Genomic DNA, 21,670 nt, shown 5'->3' on the forward strand with positions numbered 1-21,670 from the left:
GACCCGGCTACGGCGGGGGAAGGTAAATTCCAAATAACGTATACTTACACCGACGGAAACGGATGCGAAAACTTCGCTACTGACTCAATTACTGTGTTCGAAAACGTCACAGCACTAGCAGGAAATGATATCGAACAGTGTGCTACTGATACTTTCACAATGGCAGCTACCGCCCCTGAAGTCGGAACTGGCGAATGGACTGTTACTAGTGGTTCTGCTGAAATCATCGATTCCTCCGTTTACAATACTAAAGTAATTGTGGATAAAGGAATTTCGGCAACACTCACATGGACAGTTACAAACGGAGCATGCAGCGATACAGACGATGTAACTCTTATAAATAACATAACACTTTCAATCGACCCGATTGATAATGTGGAACGGTGTGATAGTTATACTTTACCGGAGCTTCCCGATGGATTCGGATACTATGCACAGTCAATGGGTGTGGAACCTGTTTCCGGCACTATAACCGAAGATTCTACAATTTTTGTATATGCTGCCACAGGAACGGATGACATGTGCTGGACAGAAGATACCTTTAACGTGGTGATTAATATAACTCCGGAAGTGGGTAGCTTCGACGATATACAAGCCTGTGACTCATATACACTACCGGAACTCGCAATTGGAAGCTACTTCACTGCATCCATGGGACAGGGAACACAGCTTGATGCAGGTGATATTCTTACTGAAGACGTTATAATATATGTTTATGCAGCAACCGGAACTGACAATATTTGCTGGGATGAAGAGTCCTTCTCTATTACAATTGTCGATTCTCCTGAAATCATCGCTTCGCAGGTTTCCCATGCAGAGTGTGGTATTCCAAATAGTGGCGCAGCAACAGTCGCAGTAATTTCAGGTGGTTCAGGAAGTTATTCTTATCGGTGGGACGAAGGCAGTACAACAAGAGTTGCTAATAATATATCTACCGGATTACATACTGTAACTTTAACGGATCTAATAACCGGATGTACAAATACTGCTACAGTACTAATAACCGAACAAGATACCGAAGCTCCTACAATTATGTGTCCTGAAGATATTGATACAACAATCACTTCTGAAACATGTGAAATTGAATTAACTATACCTGTTCCGGAAGTAGAAGAGAACTGCTCTATTGCAACTGTTATCAATAATTTTAATGATTCTTCAAATTCATCGGGAATTTATCCTGTAGGAACAACAATTGTTCAATGGATTGCAACTGATGCCTCAGGGAATGCTGACACATGCGAACAAACAATTGTTGTAAAATCGGCTCCGATAGCAAACGACGACTATGCTGACGTTCCTGAAGGAACCTCGCAAACAATTGAGCCGTTAACAAATGATATAGATTGTGATAACAACATCGATACTACAACATTTACAATCATAGCAGAACCATCTCACGGAACAGTTTCTGAGATTGATTTAGAAAATGGCACTTTCATTTATACACCGGAAGACGGTTTTTCCGGAGCCGATACATTACAGTATTCAATCTGTGATAAAGACAATCTCTGCGATGAAGCCTTGATTATTATCAATGTTACAACAGTTAATGAGCCTCCGGTTGCAATTGACGACACCATATTAGTAGGAAACTGTGGTGGAGAAATCACCTTCGATGTAACTCTGAATGACTATGACCCGGATGGTGATAAGTTAACTGTTCCGGAAATTATCGGCTCGGTAGAAAACGGGACACTTGTTCAGAATGAAGATGGTACATTTACCTACACACCGGAAGATGGTTTTATAGGTACGGTTCAGTTCACCTACGAAATATGCGATTCTGAAAATCCAGAAGTTGCTTTATGTGACCAGGCTCTTATTACAATTGATGTTATGCTTGATACAGACTGTGACCAGGTACCGGATGAAATAGACATCGATGACGACAACGATGGTATTCTCGATATTGACGAAACATTTACAGCTGATACAGATGGTGACGGTATTCCGAACTACTTAGATATCGATTCCGATAATGACGGAATCATCGACAACATTGAAGGACAGGCAGAAGGTACCTACAGGGCACCTGTTTGGAGCGATTCGGATGGAGACGGATGGGACGACCAGTACGACCCGGATAGCGGCGGTACATATTTCGACCGAGCAGACACTGATAACGATGGAGACCCTGATTTTATTGACACCGATGCGGACGACGATGGCATAGACGATTATATCGAAGGATTCGACATGGAAGACGAAAATGGAGTAATTGACAGTATTCCTGAAATCTTTGCTGCCGGAACAGATACAGACCTCGACGGACTGGATGACAACTATGATAACATTGACGGATGGGAAATCTACAATAATCCAATTGGTGGAAATGCGCCACTTCCTGACCATGATGGTGATGGCGTAAGAGCGTGGAGAGACTCCGACGACAAACCAGTAATAACTGATCCTCCGTTAGCAAGGGGATGCGAACTCATCGTTCCCAACGGTTTTTCACCAAATAATGATGGAGTAAACGATTTCTTCAAAGTAGTATTTGAATGTGAAGAGGGAGAGCAAACATTTGGCGAGATTTATCCTGACGCTAAGCTTTACATTTATAACCGCTGGGGAAACCTGCTCTACGAACAGGAACACTACGGAAACACCAATCTACTTGGTAATACCGATGCATGGTGGGATGGATACTCTGAAAATACTTTAACCGTTGGAAACAGTAAAGTCCCAAGTGGTACTTACGTATTCATTCTGGTTCTGGAAGGAAATGATGTCCGTAAAGGTACTGTATTCGTTAACTATTAATTAATCCATTAAAAAACACAAAGAGATGAAAACTTTATTTAGCAAAATACAACATTTACTAAAGATGAACACTTGTGCAAAATGGATAGCAGGCTTGCTTTTTCTGATAAGCAGCACAGTTTACGCTCAACAGGAACCGATGTATACACAGTACATGTTCAACACACAAACGATAAATCCTGCTTATACCGGCACATGGGAATCGATGGGATTTATGGTTTTGGCTCGTGAGCAATGGACTGGCTTTGAAAACGCTCCTTCAACTCAAACATTCACTTTTCAAACTTTGGGCAAGAATGAAAAAGTTGGATTGGGATTAAGTATAATTCATGATAAATTTGGTTTGGAAAAGAGGTTGGCTGTTTACGGTGATTACTCTTACCTTGTTAAATTTGATGATGAATTGAAACTGCGTTTGGGCTTGAAAGCTGGTTTTTCAAATTATTCAAATAATCTGAATGATTATACCGTCATCGACGGCGGAGACCAAATGTTTCAGGGCGAAATAGACACGAAGTTTATGCCCAATTTTGGTGTAGGAGCATTCCTTTATAAAGACAAATATTATATCGGTTTGTCAACACCAAAAATTATACAGACAGATTTTAAGAATAATTATAACAATTATTCAACTAAAGCTGAGATGCGCCACTTCTACTTAATCGGAGGATATGTTTTCGATTTATCGGATAACCTGAGGTTCAAACCCACTGTTTTAACGAAAGTGGCAGGAGGTACTCCGGCACAATTCGATTTTTCAGCAAATTTTCTGATTGCTGACAGGGTTTGGCTTGGAGGAATGTACCGAACGGGAGATTCATTTGGTTTTATTGCACAATGGCTTATTGACAAAAAGCTGCGTTTGGGGTATGCTGTTGATTTTACAACATCCCAACTTCAGAAATATCAGGATGGTACACACGAAATAATGATTTCGTATGAATTAAGATTCTTAAAAGAAAAATTTGTATCACCAAGATACTTTTAGAAGTATATCTTATTTAATTAGCCAAAATGCAGAATAAAAAATGAAAAAATCAATCTTAAAAACAAGAAAAATGAAAAAAGTGTTTTTACTACTATTAGCTGCTTTACCTTTTTTCGGATTTGCTCAGAATGATTGTGATTTCTTCGATCATACAACAATTCAAATTGAAAAAACCAACATAAACACTTCTGCCAGTGATTATGGGCCTTCGTTTGTTGAAAATGAACTATGGTATTCCGCCTTCACCGATGAAGAAATCAGCAAATTATCAACAGGTGAATCAAAAGATATATTTTACAATCTTTTTGTTACAGCTTTAAATTCAAATGGTGATTTACAGGGAGGGAAAAAGACAGAACTTGAAAAAATCAGTTCTGACTATCATGCCGGGCCGGTTTCTTATTGCCCGACGACCAAAGAACTTTTTGTTACGTTGAGCAACTATGATAATCCAGAAATTAAAAACAAATTGTACAGGAAAGCCAATGTACATCTGAAAACAATTGTTGCAAAAAAAGTGAACGGCACGTGGAACTTAGTTGAAAAACTGCCATTTAACGATGCTACATATTCGGTTGGTCATCCGGCAATTACAGCAGGAGGAAAGGTTTTATATTTTGTTTCTGATATGCCCGGAGGTCAGGGTGGAACAGATATCTATAAATCAGTAAAAGAAAATGGTATTTGGGGAGAACCTGTTAACCTGGGAGCTACAATTAATACTTCAGGAAATGAAATGTTTCCTTATGTTTATCAGAATGAGATACTGTTTTTCGCTTCATCTGGGATTAATGCATCAAAAGATGATTTGGACATCTATTATTCATGTTTCTCAGGCGACAGTTTTACTGCACCTGTTGCGCTAAATGAATTGAATACAAACGCCGACGATTTTGGGTTGGTTATTCACAAAGATGCTAAAGTAGGTTATTTTGTTTCAAAAAAAGACGGCGGTCAGGGTGATGATGATATCTACAAAGTAATCTTTGACAAAGGCGAATACAAACTTGAATTACTGGTTCGCGATAAAAAAACACAGGAAGCAATTCCATCCGCAGCAGTATCATTTAGCGATGGCGAAAAATTGGCTACAAATGCTGAAGGTATTATAACCCGTGATCTTGATTATGAAACAAAATATACCGCTACTTCTGAATTAGAGGGATATATGAATGAATCCATTTCATTTTCCACAGCAGGAGAAGAATATGGCATAATGAAGCTGATTATTAATGTTGAGAAAGTTGAAGTAGGACAAAAATTTGTAATGGAAAACATCTTTTATGATTTCGACAAGTGGGATATTTTGCCGGCCTCGGAGATTGAACTGGATAAACTGGTGAAAGTAATGGAAGATAATCCGAGCTGGAAGGTTGAACTGGGTTCGCATACCGACAGCAGAGGAAGCGACGCTTACAATGAAAAACTTAGCCAGAAACGTTCAGAATCAGCCGTTAGTTACATTGTATCAAAAGGTATTTCCCGCGACAGAATAATTGCCAAAGGTTACGGCGAAACTCAACTGGTTAATCAATGCGATGACGGAGTTCCGTGTTCAGACGAAGAACACCAGATGAACCGCAGAACCGAATTTAAGATCCTTGGAATGGATAAATAGAAATTGAAATAATATCCGTTTGTTTAGTAATAAATAAAATTTATGTAACCCATTTATTACGACCCAAAGTCCAGCTTTTTTTGCAGGTCTTTGGGTTTTGTTTTTTTGTGCTCTTCCACCAGTTGGTCTATTTCTGGTAAACAACGCCCACATGTTGTTCCCGCCTTAATAATATTTTGGATATCTTCTGTTGAATCAGCTCCTTTTTTAAGCAATTCAACAATTTCCTTTTCTTCTACCAAATTACAAATACAAACAAGTTTTCTTGCCACTATTTCCAAGTTTCAATTATTGTTACTACAATATTTCTTTCTTTTCGGGGGCCGTCAAATTCACACAGAAAAATGTTTTGCCAGGTTGAAAGCCCCATCTTTCCATCTATTATCGGGATACTTTCTTTCACCCGGTCCTACAATTCCTGCTTTTAAATGAGAATCGCCATTGTTATCCTGTGCGTCGTGTTGCCACACTCCATGCGGAATTAATTTCCGGAACAGATTAACCACATCATTTTGAACTGAATCATCCCAATTTTCCTGAATCATTATTCCGGCAGTGGCTCCCTGCACATAAACATTTACCAGCCCGGCTTCAACAGAGCTTTGCCTGACAACATCTGCAACTTTCGAAGTGATATCAACCAGAATATCATGTTGAGGAGTTGACACTTTGATAATTTTCTGCATTATTTCATCATTTTATTTTCGGCAAACACCTTAACCTTTCTGTATATATCAATAATTCTGTCACTTTTTGATGTCGACTCATAAATCTTCTCAAGATATCTCTTTTCTAAAACATACTCAACTGAAGCCTTAAAGTTCAAATCAAATATCCACGACATTTGCATAATCTTCACATCAAGCTCCGAAGCAACATTCTTTTTGGAAACCAGTTTTCCGGCAAGAATCTCCTTGGCCACAGCATCCGAAACCCATGCAGACTTTGGCAATTCCCAGGTTAAGGTGTGATTTGGCGCCGCGTTCCTGTTTGAGTAATAATCTGTCAATACCTTCAGAATATCCAGTTTGTCAGCGTCCCGGAGTATTTTGGCATGCAGCAGTTCCTGCTCACTCAACTTTTTAGGAATTTCAAATTTATTGTGCGCTAAAATGGCCGAATAAATTACATTTTCTTCGCCGCAGCCCAACTGTTCCGGGATCCTTTCCTTTTTAAGGACTTCAACACCCAGTTCTGCATGATCGACTGATTTTGAATCGTTAAATGTATTATATTGTACCAACTGCGGAAAACGCCCAATGTCGTGAAACATGGCAATGATAAATGCTAATCTTTTATCTTTCTCCGGAAGTTCCAACTTCTCTGATAAGCCCAAAGCATTCTCCGCAACTCGTTTGGAATGGTTTTGTTTGATAACAAAATTATTCTCCTGTTCTTCACGCAAGTCTTTAAAACTCTCAATATATGAGTTTAAAAATTTTATTGAAAGGTTAACTCCATCTTCATTCATAATATCCTCACTAAAAATACAAGGCAAAAGTAAAAATATCTGATATGAGGAAAACCTCCAAGTCATTTATTTTATCAACAGCCGGAATTTGATTAACGAAAATTCTATGATAATGCGATAAAAAACGGAATTTTACTATTTTTGCACCACCATAAAAAAGGTCCCATAGTTCAATGGATAGAATATCAGATTCCGGTTCTGACGATCTGGGTTCGAATCCCGGTGGGATCACTGAATTACAATTCAATTTTCAACAAAAGCACTTAAAATCAATAACTTAAGTGCTTTTTCATTTTGCGAAAAATGCAAAAAACGGCTTTAAAAACCATATAAAAAGGGACTAAATCGAGACCCATCGTAAAAAATGCCAAACAGGTCTCGCTAAAAGCCATAACTTTCTGATTATTAAATATAAATTGATTTGTTTTGACTCGTTTTGCTGTTTTAAAATTGCCTTAAAAACAATAGTTTTAAACCATCACGCGAGACCATTTTTTGAACATAAAAATGTAGAAAGAATGAGAGTTGCAATTATTTTTCGGTTAAAAAGGTCAAAAGCCAGGTCGGACGGGAATTGCCCGGTTTATGTCAGGTGTACCTGCAACGGGGAACGTTTCGAGTTATCAACAGGAATATTCCTGCCAACAGAATCCTGGGATGAAAACCTCCAACGAATAAAAGGAAAGTCAGTGGAAACAAAATTCCTGAACAACCGGATAGAAAAAATCAGGGTTAAAATCCAGGACATTTATAACCAGTTGGACTCCAAAGGTTCTCCTTTTGGAGCTCTAAACATTAAAAACAAACTTTTGGGATTCAAAGAAGAAAAAGGACTGGCAGAAGTTTATCAGATGGTCATAGATGGTGTCGAAGCAAGGCTGGGCAAGGACTTTTCTTATGGTACATTAAAACATTACAGGACTACCATCAAAAGAATAAAAGAATTTATTTTTACCACTTACCGTAGAAAAGATATTGATTTATCGATGGTCGATTTCAGTTTCATAAACAAATATGATATTTTCCTAAAATCAAAAAAGTTTAAACTAAAACCAAACACTGTTTCAGGATACCATAAACATCTCAGAAAAGTATTAAATACTGCTATTGCCATGAACTATTTACAGAGGAATCCTTATAACTCTTTCAAAATTAAACATTACCAGACAAACAGGGATTACCTTAGCCTGTTTGAATTGTCACAAATCAGAAACAAGAAAATCAGTGTGGAAAGATTAAATATGATAAGAGATATATTTATTTTCAGCTGTTATACCGGACTTTCTTATGCTGACATTGCCAAATTAAAAGAGGAACATGTTTATACTGGTGATGATGGAGAAAGATGGATAATAATAGACAGGTCAAAAACAAGAAACAGGTGCAGAATCCCCCTCCTCCCCTGTGCCAGGGAAATTCTTGATAAATATTCTGAATACCCGGAGAATAATACCAAAGGACTATTATTACCGGTAAAATCGAACCAAAAAATGAATGAATACCTTAAAGAGTTGGCAGACATTTGTGGAATACAAAAGAATCTTTCAATGCACGTGGCCAGGCATACCTTCGCCACTTCGGTAACGCTTTCTAACGGTGTCCCAATTGAAACGGTTTCAAAAATGCTGGGACATAATTCGTTAAAAACAACCCAAATTTATGCCAGAATTGTGGACAAGAAAATTGCAGAGGATATGAAAAAATTGAAGGAGATAATGTAAATAAGTATTAGCAAAATTGCTTGTTCTCAATATGGAACCTTGTGATTTTTGTACTATTATCTTGATCTATAGCATGAAGGATATATAACCTAATTTTATACATTTGTTTTTTTAATAAACTTTATGAATGCAGATAAACGAAGACAATATATATGTAGAATATCTAAAAAAAAGCGACATTGTTGGATTTGACGCCTTATTCCACAAATACTCGAAAAGTCTTTATGCTTTTACTTTAAGTATCACGCGTGATTCGTTTGCAGCAGAAGAATTGACCCAGCTCGTTTTTATGAAGGTATGGGAAAAGAGAGCCCTGATAAACGAACATCTTTCTTTTAAATCATTTTTATTTTCCATAGCATACAATGAAACCATTTCATGGCTTAGAAAAGAAAAATCAGAAAAAAGAAGGATAAACGAATTTGCACAAAAATCAGGAACAATTACAAATGAAACTGAGTTAACGGTAGAGTTCAGGAATATTGAAGGATTGGCCAACCAATTGATCGAGGAAATGCCTGAAAAACGAAAAGAAATTTTTAAGTTAAGCCGTATTAATGGATTTTCGAATAAAGAAATCGCTGAAAAACTTGGAATTTCTGTCCGTACCGTTGAAAACCAGATAAGCTCGGCACTGAGATACCTTCGGGAAAAGCTTGAGAAACATCAGATACTGGGATTGTTATTTTTCTTTATCATGTTCCATCAATAACCCAGGTTAGGGCAAATATCCCGGTCCCCCCATTTTTTTTTATTTCCGGATAGGTGTTTATTCCTTTGGGGTTCGTAGTATATTAAAAACAGGGCATAAACAGCATTCTTTATGGATTACCTTATTATAAAAAAATATTTGGAAGGCCAAACAACAGAAGAAGAATCAGGACAGGCCCGTGAATGGTTGAAAGACCCGGGGAATGATTCTGAATCAAGGGAGATTTTAGGCGATATATGGGCAAACTCAGAAATCAGTCTCAATGGCCCCCTGCCTGACTTTAACATGATGCTTGACCATGTGCATAACTGGATAAACAGCCCGAAAAGAAACACACCAACACAAAGGATATATCCGGCCAGAAGATTATCTATATTATTTAGCACTTTTTCTAAAGTAGCTGCGATATTGATACTCCCATTGTTGTTGGTTTCTCTCTGGTTATATTATAACCCGAAGCAGGATATCAGCCAGGTAACTTCAACTTTAATAAGAGAGGTTTACACTAAGCCCGGCACACGGACTAAACTTGAATTGCCCGACGGGACATTTGTTTGGCTAAACGACGGGACAACTTTTCGTTACCCGGAGCATTTTGTTGCAAACAAAAATCGTGAGGTATATGTTGACGGGGAAGCTTACTTTGAGGTGAAATCAAACCCCGACAATCCGTTTGTTGTAAATAATCCGATGCTGAAAACGGTGGTAACCGGGACACATTTTAATATTAATGCCTATGAAGAGGATCATTTCTTTGAAGCTACCTTACTTGAAGGGAAAATCAACCTACAAAAAAACAATCAGGAGTTTGAAATAAAGCCCGGGGAGCAGGTACAATACGATGCCCTTTCTAAAAAAATTGTTAGAAAGAATGTAAACCCAGAGGATGCAACAGCCTGGATTAACGGGAAATTAATTTTTAAAGATGAAAAGCTGGAAGTTGCTGTTAAAAAACTTGGCAGGTGGTATAATGCAGAAATAATCCTAATAGATGCAGAACTTAAAGACTACTTATTGACTGGTACAATCCAGAAGGAGAAACTGGTGCAAATGTTGGATATGATATCATCTGCCCTTCCGGTTAGGTATGAATATAAGAAAGAACACAATCCATTAGAAATAAAACCAATAATATATGTTATGAAGAAATAAAGAAAGGCCGGCAGGAATTTCTCAGGTTCACTTGCCAGCCCTTTATTAATATTAATAATTAATCGTTTAAAACTAATGAAAAAAAAATTAAACTTAATCATTTCTCGGGGGTTGCCTCCTGAAATGAAAAAAAAATTGTTGTTCATGAAACTAACGCTCATGATTATTTGTGCGGCAGTCCTGCAAACCATGGCAGCGGTGTCTTATTCACAGGCAACTTTTTTATCTGTTAACTTAAAAGATGCAAAAGTTGAAACTGTGATGGAGCAAATTGAAGGCCAAACAGATTTTTATTTTCTGTACAGTCGGTCGGTAATTGATGTTGACCGTAGGGTCGACATTAAAATGAAAAACGAGAAGATAACAAAAGTGCTGGATGTACTATTCGAGGGTTCTGATGTTAGGTATCAAATTAACGACAAGCAGATTGTTTTGTCAAAAGAAGTAAAAAAGTCGTTATCTGGTAATCAGCAGCAAAAAGCCATCTCAGGAAAAGTCACCGACTCTTCGGGTTCTCCCCTTCCCGGGGTAACTGTAATAGTAAAAGGAACTACTAATGGAACAGTAACAAATACAGACGGTGATTACTCCTTGTCTAATATTCCAACAGACGCCATTTTACAATTTTCTTTTGTAGGTATGCAATCACAAGAAATAACAATTGGGAGTAGGACTAATATCAATATAACATTACAGGAAGAAGCCATTAGTTTGGATGAGGTGGTTGCGATTGGCTATGGCAGCCAATCAAGGCGCACTCTAACTACATCTATAGCAAAGGTTAATAGCGAAACGTTAGAGAACATTCCGATAACAAGTGTTGGAGATGGATTAAAAGGGAAAATTTCCGGAGCCAGAATTTATAGTAATAATTTTGCTCCAGGAGAAGAACCCATAATAAGAATAAGAGGAGGTTCCTCAATAAATAAATCGAATGATCCATTGATTCTCGTTGATGGAATGGAAATAGGTCTTAGTGATATTAATTCCAATGATATTGAATCAATTGAAGTCCTGAAAGATGCAGCTTCAACTGCAATATATGGATCTAGAGCATCGAACGGGGTTGTACTTGTAACAACAAAAAGAGGAGGGGTCAATAAGGCTCCAAGGATTTCCTTCGAAGCTTCATGGACGAGTCAGTACTTTGAAAGGATGTATGACTTTATGAATGCCGAAGATTTTATTTCCTATGTAAGACCCAGGGTTGCCAATAGTATAAATCCCGGTTATAACTATACAAGTGGTTATGCTGCCAGTTCTGCAAATGATGAAAACTCAATTTATACGACCCGATACCTTCAGGAAGGCGAAGCCGTTCCTGAAGGTTGGAAATCGATGACTGATCCGCTAGATCCAACAAAAACCCTTGTCTTTCAGAATAATGACATCGTTAATGCTATGTTCGATCCTGCATTATTGCAAAACTACTATATAAATATTGATGGAGGTACGCAAAATTTAGCATATTCAGGAAGTATAGGTTATACAGATGATGCAGGAATAGCAGTAGGTTCCGGATGGAAAAGATTTAGTGCCCGATCCAATGTAGATGCAAAAATCAATGATAAGATAAAACTTTCAACAAATTTATCTTTTACAAATAGTAATACAGATGAAATTTACAATCAACAATATGTTATTGCAAGGGGATTGACAACAGCACCTACTCATCGTTTATACTGGAAGGACGGAACACCTGCCCCTGGATACAACTGGGCATCTCCAACTCCAATGTACAATGCTTATACGAGAAATGAAACCCAGAAAGATCAGCGTCTTTCAATGACCGGATTGTTAGATTGGAATATTTTTAAAGATTTGTCAGTAAAATTTTCAGGTTCTTATTATCAAGGGATGTGGCAACGCGATTTTTTTATGAAAGCCAATTATTTTGATAATTCCAGAACAGCAATTTCTGAGTTTTCACTGGATAATAAAACAAAATTTGAAACTTATTTTACATACGGTAAAAATTTTGACAACCATTCGTTATCATTGGTCGGAGGTAACTCTTTTTTTAGTATCAAAAGCAAAGACGTATATGCCGAAGCAATGGGTAGTAGCAGTGATGCTATAGAAACCTTGAACGTAGCCCCTACAAAAAACGATGCTAGCTCGTACATTGAAGAAGAAGCATTAATAGGCTATTTTGGACGCTTAACTTATGATTACAAGAAAAAGTATTTGTTGTCAGCAAATTTCAGGTATGATGGTTCTTCTCGTTTTTTAAATGAAAATAAATGGGGATTTTTCCCTGGAGCATCTGTTGGATGGATGATATCAGAGGAACAATTCTTTTCATCTTTGAAAAGCAGGATCAATAATTTAAAATTAAGGGCTAGTTATGGTTCAACTGGGAACAATTCTATTGGACTTTATAGTGCAATGGGTAATGCTACAGCAAGTTTGATTTATGATGGCAATGCTGGTATGTATTCTTCTTCAATGGCAAACTCTTCTTTAGGCTGGGAAAAGACTAACCAATTAGATTTAGGACTGGATTTAAATTTAAATGATAGAATATTCTTTATTGCAGATTATTTTGATAAAAGAACTCAAAACTTGATTTTTGACAAAACATTACCCGATATTACAGGATATTCATCAATTGAAACAAATATTGGCGAGGTCAAATTTTATGGATTTGATCTTGAACTAAAAACAATCAATATTAAAAAACATGATTTTGAATGGACTTCCGGAATTACATATAGTTATGTAAAAAACAAAGTTATAAAGCTTCCTGATAATGGACGATACAAAAATAGAATAGGGGGGACAGTTGTTGACAGCAATGACCCGACATTAGACTATGGAGGTATAGCCGAAGGAGAACCATTATATCGCTACTATGGATACGTTGTTGACCATATTATACAAACTAAGGAAGAAGCTAATAATGCGCTTTATGATCAAAGTGCTAAGGGGTATAGCCCTGATGATGAAACAAGTATTAAAGGAAGAAAATTTCTTGGCGACTATGAATGGGTTGACAGAAATGACGACGGTGAGATTGACAGCAGAGACCAATTTGAATTAGGTGTAACTGTCCCACACTCTACAGGTGGAATTACTAACAATTTTAAATATCGAAACCTATCATTAAAGATTTATCTTGATTTTGCATTAGGACATTCAATCAATGATGTCATGTTCTCCAGACATTTTTTAAATACGTTCTCATATAGCTCTGCTCTTGTAGAACAGGCGAAAGACACATGGACAACAGATAATACTGATGCATCATATGCCCGTTTAGTTGCCAGCGATTCAGGTGACGGTAATCAGAATTTTGCAAGAAAATCAAGTGCTTTTAATTTCAAAGGTGATTATTTGTGCGTAAGAGAAATTGTACTTAACTATGATTTCCCTGATCACGTTCTTGAAAATATGGGTATAAAAGGGATTCAAAATGTAAATTTATACCTAACTGGTAATAATTTGTATTATTTTACTTCTGTTATTGGGGTATCGCCTGAGTCTGGGACAAGCACGACATATGCATCAAACTACTATAATTATCCTGCTATACGAAAATTTGGATTTGGATTAAAGGTGACTTTCTAATAAATAAATTGCTATTATGAAAAAAATTAAATTATCACTTATAATATTATCACTCGTTTTATTAAATGCGTGTGAAGATTCGATTGACATTACGCCTAAAAGTGTAATGACATCTGTTTCCATGTTGGAGACAGAGGAAAATGCAGAATCTGCAATGTATGGTTCTTATGTGCGGCTACGTAGCACACTTGCTACTTATTACGTATATTATGGAGATTACAGGACTGGATTTTGGGGCGATGGAATAATGAACGCAACATGGCTCTTTGATGTATTTAAAAATACCCTAGACGATGAAGACAACGGCACAAACTGGATAAATTTTTACAGAACTATTAATGATTGTAATTTAATTCTAAAACATGTTCCTAATATTGAATTCTCAAGTGAGGATACTCGTAATTCAATTTTGGCAAATGCATATTTCCTAAGAGCCTTTTGCTATTACTATATTGCTCGGATATGGGGAGATGCTCCCATTGTGTTAGAAGGTTTTGAGTCGGATGAAAGCAAAGAAATGTACCCTGAAAGGGAGGCTCTAGCAAAAGTACTCTCACAGGTAGCCGAAGATGTTGATGCTGCAATTAGTTTGTTCCCTGATGATGATGCAGGTTCACGAAAAATTGGCTCAATAGGAGCAGCCTATATGTTAAAAACCGATTTATATCTGTGGCTTGCAAAAACTCAAGATGGGGGAGATAGTGATCTAAATACAGCAAAAGAATCCGTACAACAGGTGCTTTCAAATTCCAATTATATGCTATTAGATGATTATGAGACTGTTTTTACAGACGATGGCAATAGTGAAATAATTTTTGCTATTAATCAGGAGATAAACGAATATACAGGAGGTTTTGCAAGCGATTGGTTAGTCGCAATCCAATATGTAAATGATCAGAGTCTCGTAGAAAATCCAATTAAGGTTGGAGCAGTACAACAATGGACAACCCTTACCGATGAATTCGAAGAATTTATTTACGAAAATCCGGAAGATACAAGATCTACAACAACCCTTGAGACCTTTACCGAGGACGGGAACCGACATTTTAAATGGATAAATAAATTTGTTGGCGAGTGGACCAACGAAACCCGTTATTTTACATCAGACCCAAAGCTATATCGTTTTGCTGAAGCAATATTATTTATGGCAGAGATTGAGAATGCTTTGGGTAATACTGATGCGGCTTTAACCCAACTTAATAGAATTACTAAAAGGGCTTATGGCACAGACAATTACTATTCAGGAAGCTATTCAAAAGAGGAGTTGGATGAAATAATCTTAAACGAAAGGTTAAAAGAATTTACTGCTGAAGGTAAAGCATGGTGGGATTTAATTCGTTTTAATCGTGTTTTTGAGAGAGTATCTTCTTTAGTGGGAAGAGAAAACGAAGAAAATATTTTATTATGGCCATTAAATGTTAACACCTTGAATACAAATCCAAATATTACACAAACCCCAGGTTACAATTAGCCTCTGATATAAAATAGATTTACAAAGTATGTTGCTTGTTCGATAAAACCATCAAAATCGGATGCAACATACTTTGCTTAATAGATATAATTAATTAAAGTTTCATGTTATGGGAATAAAAAAAAGCAGAAGGGAGTTTGTTAAAAATTCAAGTTTAGCCTTACCTTTCTTAGCCTCTAATATTTTTCCGTTTGATGGATTTACAGAACCCGATGAAACGATTAATATAGGTTGTTACACTCAGTTGTTTGTTGACGACTATCTCGTACAAAGTATGCATAACCTAAAAAGAAAAATGCATGTCGCCAATAAACATAACGAGAATCCCTTAATTGTTCCTGAACAGGCACTGGAAAGAAAGTATAAATATCATTACACATGGGATAATGGTTCCGTGATTTGGGACAAATTTAGTCAGTTATACAAAATGTACCATTCACAGGTTCAAAGATATACTTTATATGCAGAATCAAAAGATGGGATAGTTTGGGAAAAACCCGATATAAGTAAAGTTAGTTACAACGGAACAAAACATAATAATATTTTGTTTGAAGGTGTTTCCCCGACTACTGTAATTTTTAACGAAAAAGAAAATGATGGATTTTATTATCGTCTGTTCGCCGGCAAACAAATTTTTAAGAGCCATGATGGCCTGGAATGGATAAAGATTAACACAAATCAGGAATTCCCAAATGATTCAGGTGCTGTGGTTTATGATCCATTTAAAGATTTATATATTTCGGTTTCTAAAGACCGTTACCCTATTGGAAAAATTATCCAAAATCCTTTAACTGCCGAAGAATGGGATATTCCAATTCGGGTATTGGGGTTAACACGAAGTAAAGATTCTGTTTTTTGGTCGAAGTGGAAGGAAATATTGCGTCCGGATGAAGAAGATCATCGTTCAGTAGAAGAGAAGTATCCGGCTGTATTTGTAGAAGGATTTCTGATTCCATGGAGAATGAAACCGGAATTTGTTGCAGCTCATGCATTTGCAGAAAAATCTGGTTTTCTAGATCGTTTAACTGTTCCTCCTCAAAAAAATTTTCATCATCTTGAGTTTATGAATATGATTTTAATTCCATATCATAATCTCTATATAGGTTTGTTGGAGGTACTAAACAGCACTGCTCAAGTGATCGATTTTGGAGCAAAAGGATCCCCTAGGGCTGAAAGTCCGGGACAAGATGGGACAATGGAGGTTCAGTTGGTTTGTAGTCGCGATTTGAAAAATTGGATGCGACTGGGAGGTCGGGAGCCTTTTATTCCGCTTGGCGGTATTAAAGAGTGGGACAGAAGTATGATTATGCCTTTTACCTCCAATAATATTATTGTTGACGGAAAAATGCGTATATACTATGGCGGGTCGATACATTCACACCGTCCAAACTCAATGTGGAATAAACCTGGAAATTATCCTGAAGAAAGACAGGCGCTTGGTATGGCAACTATTCGAAAAGATGGCTTTGTCTCAATTGATGCAACTTCTGAGGAAGGAATTCTTTTGACAAAACCGATTGTATTTGACGGAGCTAATTTAATCTTGAATGCAGATGCCTCCAAAGGATTTATCGAAGTATGCGTAACAGATGAAGAAGGGGAAATTATTCCTGGTTATGAGAGGCATAAATGTCAGAATTTATCAGGTGATGAATTAGAATATATAATAACATGGGAAAATAAAAAGAACCTTGCAGGTCTGCAAAACCAAAAAGTGAGACTAAAATTCTTTCTGAAAAATGCCAGTCTTTATTCATTTACAATAAATTGATGATAAAACCTTTTAATAAAATTTGGTCGATACTTTTAACGACCGGTCCGGGTATATTCTGTATTGGTTATACCATTGGTACAGGAAGTGTAACATCGATGGCCAAGGCCGGCAGTGAATTTGGTATGCAATTATTGTGGGTACTGGTTTTAAGTGTACTGTTTGCTTGGGTGCTCATGGAAGCTTACGGCCGTTATGCAGTGGTTACCGGAGAAACCGCAATTCACAGCTTCAGGAAAAAAATAAAGTACGGAAAAATTCTGGCGATTGTAATTGTTGTTGGAGTTGTTGTTGGGCAATGGAATTCACTGACAGGGATTTTAGGTTTATCAGCCAATGCCATTTATGAACTAGCTCACCTGTTCTTCCCTGCCACTGCACAGGAAAATTATTGGGCAGTGCTTGGTATTGCAGTTTTCCTGATAATTGTTTTATACACTTTGCTTTTGGTTGGCAATTATTCTTTTTTCGAAAAAATTCTAATCGTATTTGTCACCTTCATGGGAGTTTCATTTCTCATCTCCATGTTTATTGTCCTTCCCTCCCCTGGAGAAATAATATCCGGGCTAAAACCATCGATCCCGCAAGTTCCCGGAGGAAAACTCATGGTAGCAGCTTTTGTCGGGACAACAATGGCCGCCCCAACATTTGTTGTCCGTCCGCTACTGATGAAAGGGAAAGGCTGGAATAAAGAAAATACAAAAGAACAGTCGAAGGATGCGTTGACTTCTGCTATACTGATGTTTGTTATCAGCGCCTCCATTATGATAACCGCAACCGGGGCGTTATTTCACGAAGGGAAGACCATTGAAAAAGTTCTGGACATGGTTTATACCCTGGAGCCGGTAGCAGGTAAATTTGCCGTTGCAATATTTATGTTTGGAACGCTTAGTGCGGGGTTATCCTCTATATTCCCGATATTAATGGTAGCCCCTCTTTTAATTGCTGATTATCGTAACGGGGAATTAGATACCAACTCAAAATTATTTAAAATCTTAACGGCAATTGCTGCTGTATTTGGGTTGATTGTACCCATTATTGGGGCCAATCCCATTGTCGCTCAAATCGCAACGCAGGTGGCCAATGTATTTGTTTTACCTCTTGTTATCGGGGCAATAATTTATTTGGTAAATAACAAAGAAATGGGAAGGCATAAAGCAGGACTGCTTTTAAATATCGGGCTGGTCTGTGCCGTCATTTTTTCATGTTTTATCGCTTGGAACGGGATTAATGCTTTACTCGAATTATTGTAATCCAACTATTTAAAAAAGAAAAAAATGAAACTGTTAGAAAATATTAAAAATAAAAAACACTCCATCGGGCCATTTTCAAAATCATCTGACCCTTCCATAATTGAATGTATTGGATTGGCGGGGTTCGATTTTGTAATTATTGATTTGGAACACGGACCAAACTCCATAGAAACAGCTCAAAACCTGGTAAGAGCAGCATTGGTTCATAATCTGACACCGATAATCAGGGTCGGTGAAAATAACGAATCTTTAATTTCAAAAGCCCTTGATATTGGGGCGCAGGGAGTTCAGGTACCACAAATAAATAATGAAAAAGATGCGCAACAGGTTGTTGATGCGGCAAAATTTTCTCCGTTGGGCAATCGCGGTGTCTGTCGTTACGTCCGTGCAGCAGGTTTTTCGTCAAAAGACAAAAAAGAATATTTTAAAGAATCCAATAATAATACACTGGTTATTATCCATATTGAAGGGAAAAAAGGCCTTGAGAATATAGACAGTATTCTAAAAGTAGAGGGCATTGATATTATTTTTATTGGCCCTTATGATTTATCCCAGTCAATGGGTGTTCCAGGAGAAACAAATCACCCTAAAGTTGTGGATGCGATGAAAAAGGTGGTAAAGAAGGCTACACATTACAATAAAGTGGTTGGAACGTTTGTAGAAACACCTGCTGACTTAAAGATGTGGAAAGACTTAGCTGTACGCTATCTTTCCTACAAGGTGGACGTGGGGATTTTTTATAATGCTTGTTCTAATATTTATAGGGAACTCGAAAGGATATAAATTTTTTAAATTACATATTTTAAATAATTTAAATTACATGAATAAATTTCTCGTACTAATATTGCTAATTAGTGTTTTTTCTGGTTGTATCCAGGAGAAGAAGGATTATTTAAAAGAATCAGAAGCAGATTTTGCCAAACGAATGCAATGGTTTACTGATGCCAAATATGGGATGTTTATCCATTTTGGATTATACAGTCAGCTAGGTGGAACCTACAACGGAAACGACGAAGGACGTTATGCTGAATGGATTCAATCAAACCAACAAATACCAAAGTCGGATTACACGAAGTTGATAAACACTTGGAACCCTGAAAATTTTGATGCTGATAAAATAGTCCAACTGGCAAAAAATGCAGGCATGAAATATTTGGTTATCACCACCAAGCATCATGAAGGATTTTGTTTGTTCGATTCAGAATTCACCGAATACGATATTGCAAATTCACCAATAGTCGGTCGCGATTTTATAAAAGAATTGTCTGATGCCTGCATAAGACATGGCATCCATTTTGGCACTTATTACAGTATTATAGACTGGAATCATCCATCTCATGATATTCCTGATGCCGATGCAGGTGAAGTAACCCGCAAACGTTGGCAAAATCCAACACTTTATGAGGGGAAAAAGTCTGAGTATGTTCAGTATATGAAAAATCAAATAAAAGAATTGATCGAAAAATACGATACAGAAATTTTATGGTTTGATGGTGACTGGACTGACTATTGGACTGTTGAAGACGGTAATGATTTATATCAGTATATCCGCGAATTAAAACCTGACATTATTATTAATAACCGTGTTTCAAAACGTGAAGTTTTCAAAAAGGATTTTGGAACGCCGGAGCAGTTCCATCCTGATAAAAAGTTGAATTATTACTGGGAGGCCTGTTATACTATAAATGACTCCTGGGGGTTTAAAATTAAAGATACCGACTGGAAAAGTCCTGAGGTAATTTATGAAAAATTAAAAGATATAAATGATAAAGGCGGTAACTTTCTCCTAAATGTAGGGCCTGACGGTAATGGTGATATTCCGGAAGAATCTGCAAGAATCTTATTAGAAGTAGGTAAAATGTTGAAGGACGAATAGTTTATCGACAAAAGATTTAGATTAAATTTTTTAGAATAAAATAATTCATGGGTAAAATAAAACTACTAAAACTACGAGAACTTTTGTTCCTGCTTTTATTGTCGGGTTCATTCGATGCCTTTGCAGTAGCTCATCATAGTATACTAAAACGCGACTCGATCACTCAACAATTATTTGAATATGCTGAATTCATTATTGAACCAGAGATATTTATTCATCACACTATTGAACGTGCATTTATTGGTCCTGGCACATTTTTATTAGAAAATGGAGAGATACTTATGGCTGCACCATGGGGAAGGCCTCCCGCCAATTTCGTGGAAATTGCAGCTAAATACCCAACGCCAATGTTTTATCGTAGTATGGATGGGGGACGTACCTGGCAGGAACAAGGTCGGATGAATATGGATTGGGAAATACCTGGAATGATTAGCGATGGTGGTATTTCTTTTATAAGGTTGCAGGATGGTCGTTTAGCATTTCTTTCTCATCGGCATGTTGAAGGATTATCTGGTGGTGGCTTACCGGTAATCTCTTTTTCTTCGGATAATGGCTTAACTTGGAGCTCGGCAAAAGTATTAGGCAGTACAGAAGGAGTTTGGTATGTAATGAATGACCGCATAGTCCAATTAAGTAATGGTCGCATTGTTATTCCTGTTAGCCATATGCCTAAAGATTTTGGATCAAACGAAGGAGGGCGTAATATAAGCCTTTGTCTTTTTAGTGATGATGGTGGAGTGAATTGGGAAAAATCCTGTAAACATGCATCTTTGAAAGATGAAAGGGGAATGGCAGAACCTTGTATTGCTGAAATAGAAGAAAATGAGCTTATAATGCTCAGCAGAACCGGAAAAGGTTGTATATATCGGTCATGGTCAGCCGATGGAGGAGAGACATGGTCAAATCCTGAGCCAACATTGTTAATTGCAGCCTGTTCTCCATTAACCCTTAAAATACTTCCGGATGGTCGGTTAATTGTTTTTTATAATCATGCGGAACCATTCAAAGACGGAGCATTTTTCCCGCGAACACCTCTTGCTTATTCAATTTCTTCAGACAAAGGGAGGTCTTGGTCTGCACCGATTATTGTTGATGACGAAGGAATGGAATTTAACGACAGGCAAAATATCTATCCTTCTGTCTGCTTTACTAAAGAAGGTATGTTAGTAATATGGTCTACTCATTTTGCCAATCCACTAGGAGGATTTAACAATGAAAATAAAGAAGTATGGAAAATTGGAGGAGGTAAACGGGCAATTTTAGCTTATCCTTGACATGATGAATATTTCAATGACACCAAA

17 protein-coding genes and 1 tRNA gene are annotated in these 21,670 nt (G+C 37.2%); 14 read left to right on the top strand and 4 right to left on the bottom strand.

The features are described from left to right. The 3 genes from K5G00_RS25585 to K5G00_RS25595 form a co-directional block, all read left to right on the top strand. A partial coding sequence (locus K5G00_RS25585; protein WP_238769353.1) for an Ig-like domain-containing protein occupies positions 1 to 2,766 on the top strand: 2,766 nt, incomplete at its 5' end. 25 nt (positions 2,767 to 2,791) lie between these two features. After that, positions 2,792 to 3,754 (top strand): PorP/SprF family type IX secretion system membrane protein, encoded by a 963-nt coding sequence (locus K5G00_RS25590; RefSeq protein WP_238769354.1) that lies wholly within the window; start codon positions 2,792 to 2,794, stop codon positions 3,752 to 3,754. A gap of 70 nt (positions 3,755 to 3,824) precedes the next feature. After that, a complete protein-coding gene (locus K5G00_RS25595) occupies positions 3,825 to 5,372 on the top strand; it encodes an OmpA family protein (RefSeq protein ID WP_238769355.1) in 1,548 nt (515 codons plus the stop codon). A gap of 56 nt (positions 5,373 to 5,428) precedes the next feature. Here the strand turns inward: K5G00_RS25595 and K5G00_RS25600 are convergent, their stop codons facing one another. From K5G00_RS25600 to K5G00_RS25610, 4 genes are read right to left on the bottom strand one after another with little or no spacing between them, the layout of a single operon-like run. Further along, positions 5,429 to 5,644: a (2Fe-2S)-binding protein gene (locus tag K5G00_RS25600; RefSeq protein ID WP_238769356.1), complete on the bottom strand. Its 216-nt coding sequence runs from the start codon at positions 5,642 to 5,644 to the stop codon at positions 5,429 to 5,431. Then, complete coding sequence (locus tag K5G00_RS29870) at positions 5,644 to 5,742, bottom strand: YjbQ family protein (protein WP_262921450.1); 99 nt, start codon at positions 5,740 to 5,742, stop codon at positions 5,644 to 5,646. Before K5G00_RS29870 ends, K5G00_RS25600 begins: the two co-directional genes overlap by 1 nt. Further along, complete coding sequence (locus K5G00_RS25605; RefSeq protein ID WP_262921451.1) at positions 5,705 to 6,058, bottom strand: secondary thiamine-phosphate synthase enzyme YjbQ; 354 nt, start codon at positions 6,056 to 6,058, stop codon at positions 5,705 to 5,707. Before K5G00_RS25605 ends, K5G00_RS29870 begins: the two co-directional genes overlap by 38 nt. Then, positions 6,058 to 6,909, bottom strand: coding sequence for an HD domain-containing protein (locus tag K5G00_RS25610; RefSeq protein ID WP_238769357.1), 852 nt, complete (start codon positions 6,907 to 6,909; stop codon positions 6,058 to 6,060). Before K5G00_RS25610 ends, K5G00_RS25605 begins: the two co-directional genes overlap by 1 nt. A 93-nt stretch (positions 6,910 to 7,002) precedes the next feature. Here K5G00_RS25610 and K5G00_RS25615 point away from each other — a divergent pair. The 11 genes from K5G00_RS25615 (at position 7,003) to K5G00_RS25665 (ending at position 21,643) form a co-directional block, all read left to right on the top strand. Then, positions 7,003 to 7,074, top strand: a tRNA-Arg gene (locus K5G00_RS25615). A 287-nt stretch (positions 7,075 to 7,361) separates the two neighbouring features. Further along, positions 7,362 to 8,564 carry a site-specific integrase gene (locus tag K5G00_RS25620; RefSeq protein ID WP_238769358.1) on the top strand — a complete coding sequence of 401 codons (1,203 nt, stop codon included), beginning with the start codon at positions 7,362 to 7,364 and terminating at the stop codon, positions 8,562 to 8,564. Between the two features lie 127 nt (positions 8,565 to 8,691). Then, a complete protein-coding gene (locus K5G00_RS25625; protein WP_238769359.1) occupies positions 8,692 to 9,276 on the top strand; it encodes an RNA polymerase sigma factor in 585 nt (194 codons plus the stop codon). A gap of 111 nt (positions 9,277 to 9,387) precedes the next feature. Continuing rightward, complete coding sequence (locus tag K5G00_RS25630; protein ID WP_238769360.1) at positions 9,388 to 10,428, top strand: FecR family protein; 1,041 nt, start codon at positions 9,388 to 9,390, stop codon at positions 10,426 to 10,428. 75 nt (positions 10,429 to 10,503) lie between these two features. Next, positions 10,504 to 13,998 (top strand): SusC/RagA family TonB-linked outer membrane protein, encoded by a 3,495-nt coding sequence (locus tag K5G00_RS25635; RefSeq protein WP_238769361.1) that lies wholly within the window; start codon positions 10,504 to 10,506, stop codon positions 13,996 to 13,998. 16 nt (positions 13,999 to 14,014) lie between these two features. Next, on the top strand, positions 14,015 to 15,469 hold the full coding sequence (locus K5G00_RS25640; protein ID WP_238769362.1) for a RagB/SusD family nutrient uptake outer membrane protein: 1,455 nt from the start codon (positions 14,015 to 14,017) through the stop codon (positions 15,467 to 15,469). Between the two features lie 109 nt (positions 15,470 to 15,578). Then, complete coding sequence (locus K5G00_RS25645) at positions 15,579 to 17,240, top strand: hypothetical protein (RefSeq protein WP_238769363.1); 1,662 nt, start codon at positions 15,579 to 15,581, stop codon at positions 17,238 to 17,240. Next, the gene (locus tag K5G00_RS25650; protein WP_238769364.1) at positions 17,240 to 18,493 is read left to right on the top strand and encodes an Nramp family divalent metal transporter; all 1,254 of its coding nucleotides are present in this window, start codon (positions 17,240 to 17,242) and stop codon (positions 18,491 to 18,493) included. The genes K5G00_RS25645 and K5G00_RS25650 overlap by 1 nt, the downstream gene beginning before the upstream one ends. Before the next feature lie 24 nt (positions 18,494 to 18,517). After that, positions 18,518 to 19,276 carry an HpcH/HpaI aldolase family protein gene (locus K5G00_RS25655; protein ID WP_238769365.1) on the top strand — a complete coding sequence of 253 codons (759 nt, stop codon included), beginning with the start codon at positions 18,518 to 18,520 and terminating at the stop codon, positions 19,274 to 19,276. A 37-nt stretch (positions 19,277 to 19,313) separates the two neighbouring features. Then, positions 19,314 to 20,369, top strand: coding sequence for an alpha-L-fucosidase (locus tag K5G00_RS25660; protein ID WP_238769366.1), 1,056 nt, complete (start codon positions 19,314 to 19,316; stop codon positions 20,367 to 20,369). Positions 20,370 to 20,650: 281 nt separating this feature from the next. Beyond that, on the top strand, positions 20,651 to 21,643 hold the full coding sequence (locus K5G00_RS25665) for a sialidase family protein (protein ID WP_238769367.1): 993 nt from the start codon (positions 20,651 to 20,653) through the stop codon (positions 21,641 to 21,643). Positions 21,644 to 21,670: the final 27 nt, after the last annotated feature.

Origin of the sequence: Maribellus maritimus, assembly GCF_022267315.1 — a bacterium.
Taxonomy (GTDB): domain Bacteria; phylum Bacteroidota; class Bacteroidia; order Bacteroidales; family Prolixibacteraceae; genus Draconibacterium; species Draconibacterium maritimum.

What these genes read in the sequence shown, in the direction of transcription:
- K5G00_RS25660 (WP_238769366.1), top strand. Translation starts at nt 19,314, where the DNA reads ATGAATAAATTTCTCGTACTAATATTGCTAATTAGTGTTTTTTCTGGT.
- K5G00_RS25645 (WP_238769363.1), top strand. Translation starts at nt 15,579, where the DNA reads ATGGGAATAAAAAAAAGCAGAAGGGAGTTTGTTAAAAATTCAAGTTTA.
- K5G00_RS25640 (WP_238769362.1), top strand. Translation starts at nt 14,015, where the DNA reads ATGAAAAAAATTAAATTATCACTTATAATATTATCACTCGTTTTATTA.
- K5G00_RS25665 (WP_238769367.1), top strand. Translation starts at nt 20,651, where the DNA reads ATGGCTGCACCATGGGGAAGGCCTCCCGCCAATTTCGTGGAAATTGCA.
- K5G00_RS25630 (WP_238769360.1), top strand. Translation starts at nt 9,388, where the DNA reads ATGGATTACCTTATTATAAAAAAATATTTGGAAGGCCAAACAACAGAA.
- K5G00_RS25595 (WP_238769355.1), top strand. Translation starts at nt 3,825, where the DNA reads ATGAAAAAAGTGTTTTTACTACTATTAGCTGCTTTACCTTTTTTCGGA.
- K5G00_RS25610 (WP_238769357.1), bottom strand. Translation starts at nt 6,909, where the DNA reads ATGACTTGGAGGTTTTCCTCATATCAGATATTTTTACTTTTGCCTTGT.
- K5G00_RS25635 (WP_238769361.1), top strand. Translation starts at nt 10,504, where the DNA reads ATGAAAAAAAAATTAAACTTAATCATTTCTCGGGGGTTGCCTCCTGAA.
- K5G00_RS25650 (WP_238769364.1), top strand. Translation starts at nt 17,240, where the DNA reads ATGATAAAACCTTTTAATAAAATTTGGTCGATACTTTTAACGACCGGT.
- K5G00_RS29870 (WP_262921450.1), bottom strand. Translation starts at nt 5,742, where the DNA reads ATGGGGCTTTCAACCTGGCAAAACATTTTTCTGTGTGAATTTGACGGC.
- K5G00_RS25605 (WP_262921451.1), bottom strand. Translation starts at nt 6,058, where the DNA reads ATGCAGAAAATTATCAAAGTGTCAACTCCTCAACATGATATTCTGGTT.
- K5G00_RS25620 (WP_238769358.1), top strand. Translation starts at nt 7,362, where the DNA reads ATGAGAGTTGCAATTATTTTTCGGTTAAAAAGGTCAAAAGCCAGGTCG.
- K5G00_RS25655 (WP_238769365.1), top strand. Translation starts at nt 18,518, where the DNA reads ATGAAACTGTTAGAAAATATTAAAAATAAAAAACACTCCATCGGGCCA.
- K5G00_RS25625 (WP_238769359.1), top strand. Translation starts at nt 8,692, where the DNA reads ATGCAGATAAACGAAGACAATATATATGTAGAATATCTAAAAAAAAGC.
- K5G00_RS25590 (WP_238769354.1), top strand. Translation starts at nt 2,792, where the DNA reads ATGAAAACTTTATTTAGCAAAATACAACATTTACTAAAGATGAACACT.